The following is a 2,829-nucleotide window of genomic DNA, read 5'->3' on the forward strand; positions in this document are numbered from 1 at the left end:
CAGGACCTGTTAGAGGTGCTGGACCGGCACCTGCACCACCTGCGGCCGCCCACTCACCACAAGCAGAACCGGAGCCAGAACCTAACGAAGCACTACTAGTCGTGTTCACCGACAACCGAGGAAACTGCAAGGCACCCCGGCCTGGGGAACCAATAGGAGGAGCAGCCGTGCCGGACTCATCGCAGATCGACGTCGTCCGCCGCTACTACAGCGCCAAGGGCGATCCGCAGGTCATTCGGTCGGTCGTCGCATCAGGCGCGGAGTGGGATGTGGTCGAAGGCTTCCCCAACGGTGGTGTGTACCGGGGCCTCGACAGCATCCTGGGCGACTTCTTCGAATTCCTCGCCCACTTCACCGAGTTCCAGGTCGTCAGCGAGGAGTTCTTCGAGGATGGCGGCCACGTCATCGTCCTGGGCCGATACGAAGGCATCACCACCGCCGGCACCGCGGTGACCTCACGGTTCGCACACGTCTTCACCCTGCGGGACAGCAGGATCGTCCGCCTGCAGCAGACCTGTGACACCCTGCCGATCGCCCGCGCCCTGGGACACTGATCAATCCCGCGGCCGGGCAACCGTGTCTGATCGCCCGGCCCGCAAGGCGCTCCCCGCAGAGGACTGTGTGGGGCGATCAGCCGTATGCGCTGCTCCGCTGGAGCGAGGACGAGACAGTGCCCTTCTTCCAAGGGGATCGCGAGCCGGAGTTCACGTGTCACTCGATGGGGGCGCCCTACGTGTGCCACGAGAAAGCACCAACCGCGTGAAAGCGCTCAAGTGGGTCTCCCCGGGTCCTGCCGCCGCGCTCCGGCCCGTCGCCATAACTCCGGGCATCAACGCACACCCCACCGCTCCTTCCGGGTGTGAAAGTGATGGCTCGTCATTCGTACCTTCCCGCCGCGAAGATCGTTACGACTGATGAAACCCTTATCGGCTCACATCACGCGGCAGGAGAGCTACGCATGCCCGACCCCACCCAGAACCCTGGTACCGCACCCCCAGCCTCCGAATCACCCTCCAGCCCCCTCACGGTGCTGAGCCAGGTGGGTGTGCTCGCTCTCGGCCTCGCCGACCTGGCCTTCGACCAGTTGCGCCAACTCTCGGAGCGCGGCCGGCAGACAGCGCACCACTCGGACCTGCCTCATTTCCTCACGGACGGCATGCAAGAGCTGCACGCCCGCGGCGAACTGGCCGCGCGCCGCGTCGCGCAGGGCTCCGACAACTACTTGGAGCTGGTGGCACGCAAAGTCGTAGCACAGCGGAGCGCGGCCAGCGATGGGTGAGTCCGAGCAGTTGAAGCGACGCGTGGACGACCATCTTCAGCATCTGGTGGAGCAGGAGTCCGCCCAGCTCCTCAAGGTCTCTGCCGAACTGGCTCCGCTGTGCGGGCAGTTACGCGGTGCCCTGGAGCAGGGAAAGCGGCTGCGTGCCGCGTTCCTCTACTGGGGGTGGCGGGCCGCGGGGCAGCCGGACTGCGACGGCATCATCCGTGCGGCGGCGGCCATGGAGCTGGTGCACGCGGCGGCGTGCACACACGATGACATCATCGACGACAGTCTCGTACGCCACGGAATGCCCACGGCCCACGTCGCCTTCGCCGACCAGACCGTGGCCTTGGGACAGCGGCGAGACAGGCCAGTGGCCCTGGCGATGATGCTGGGCGACCTCCTCATGGGCTACGCGGGCCAGGTCTTCGCCACGTGCGGGCTGCCCGGAGCGTTCATCGCGCGCACAGTGCCTTTGTGGTCGGCTCTCCTGCGCGAGACCGTGGCGGGCCAGTTCCTGGAGGTACTGCGCACGGGCGACGGGGTGCCGGAGGTCGCTGCATCACTTGAGGTCGCGCGGTACAAGACGGCCAAGTACACGGTCGAACGGCCCCTGCACCTGGGCGCGACGCTCGGCGGCGGCTCGGAGCGGCTGCTCACGGCCTTCACCTCGTTCGGACTCCCGTTGGGCGAGGCGTTCCAGCTCAGGGACGACATGCTGGGCACCTTCGGCGACCCAACCCTGACCGGCAAGCCCAATCTCGACGATCTGCGAGACGGCAAACCCACCGCGCTCATGGCCCTCACCGTGTCCCTCGTCTCCGAGGACGACCGGCGGAGCCTGACCAAGACGGTGGGGCGCCCCGAGTTCGACGAGGGAGACGCGGCGCACGTACGCACGCTCATGGAGTCCAGCGGCGCTCGCCGGAAGGTCGAAGACATGATCACCGAACGGCTGGCGCTGGCGCACCGGGCGCTGGAGAGCGTGCCCCTGCCCCGTGCCACGTACACGGCGCTGCGCGACCTGGCGACCTCATCGGCCAACCGCCCCCTCTGACCACGAAGCGAGCACCCCACCATGACCACCTCCACCACTCCGCGCTACACCGAAGCGACGTTCAACGCCCTCCGCCACCAGGGCGACCCGCTGGCGGACGACACTGTCGCCGCCATGTTCGAGAAGGGAGAAGTAAAGGACTTCAACACCCTGATGCGGTTCTTCAGCACCGCGGGAACCCGCCTTCCCGAAGGGCTGCCGGCCTCTGCCGAGTCCTTCCTCCAGGCCACCGGCATGCCTCCTTCCTGGGTGGACTGGAACGTGATGGAGCGCGCTCGGCTGTTCTTCATGGACAACGCCGCGCACATCAACACCGGCCTGTCCTTCGCCGCGATGCCGGCGACGTACGCCATCCCCCGCGTGGCCAGGCTGCTGGCCTCGACCCACTCGATGGACTATCCCTCGCGCCGTATGGCGAACACCGGCCAGTTCGTCACCTACCTCATGCAGACCAACGCCTTCGAGGAGGGCAGCAAGTTCATCCCGGCCGCCCAGAAGGTCCGGCTGCTGC

3 protein-coding genes and 1 pseudogene are annotated in these 2,829 nt (G+C 67.1%); all 4 read left to right on the forward strand.

What is annotated here, in order from left to right:
* The first annotated feature begins 167 nt into the window (after positions 1-167).
* A complete protein-coding gene (locus ADK64_RS03910) occupies positions 168-554 on the forward strand; it encodes a nuclear transport factor 2 family protein (RefSeq protein ID WP_053654813.1) in 387 nt (128 codons plus the stop codon).
* 404 nt (positions 555-958) lie between these two features.
* A complete protein-coding gene (locus tag ADK64_RS03915) occupies positions 959-1,279 on the forward strand; it encodes a hypothetical protein (RefSeq protein WP_053654815.1) in 321 nt (106 codons plus the stop codon).
* Complete coding sequence (locus ADK64_RS03920) at positions 1,272-2,318, forward strand: polyprenyl synthetase family protein (RefSeq protein WP_053654817.1); 1,047 nt, start codon at positions 1,272-1,274, stop codon at positions 2,316-2,318. The genes ADK64_RS03915 and ADK64_RS03920 overlap by 8 nt, the downstream gene beginning before the upstream one ends.
* A 21-nt stretch (positions 2,319-2,339) precedes the next feature.
* Positions 2,340-2,829: pseudogene (locus ADK64_RS03925) on the forward strand (DUF2236 domain-containing protein); the annotation flags it as partial.

Origin of the sequence: Streptomyces sp. MMG1121, assembly GCF_001280015.1 — a bacterium.
Lineage (GTDB): Bacteria > Actinomycetota > Actinomycetes > Streptomycetales > Streptomycetaceae > Streptomyces.

Excerpts from the sequence above, each read along its gene's own strand:
- ADK64_RS03915 (WP_053654815.1), top strand. The coding sequence starts at position 959 with ATGCCCGACCCCACCCAGAACCCTGGTACCGCACCCCCAGCCTCCGAA.
- ADK64_RS03920 (WP_053654817.1), top strand. The coding sequence starts at position 1,272 with ATGGGTGAGTCCGAGCAGTTGAAGCGACGCGTGGACGACCATCTTCAG.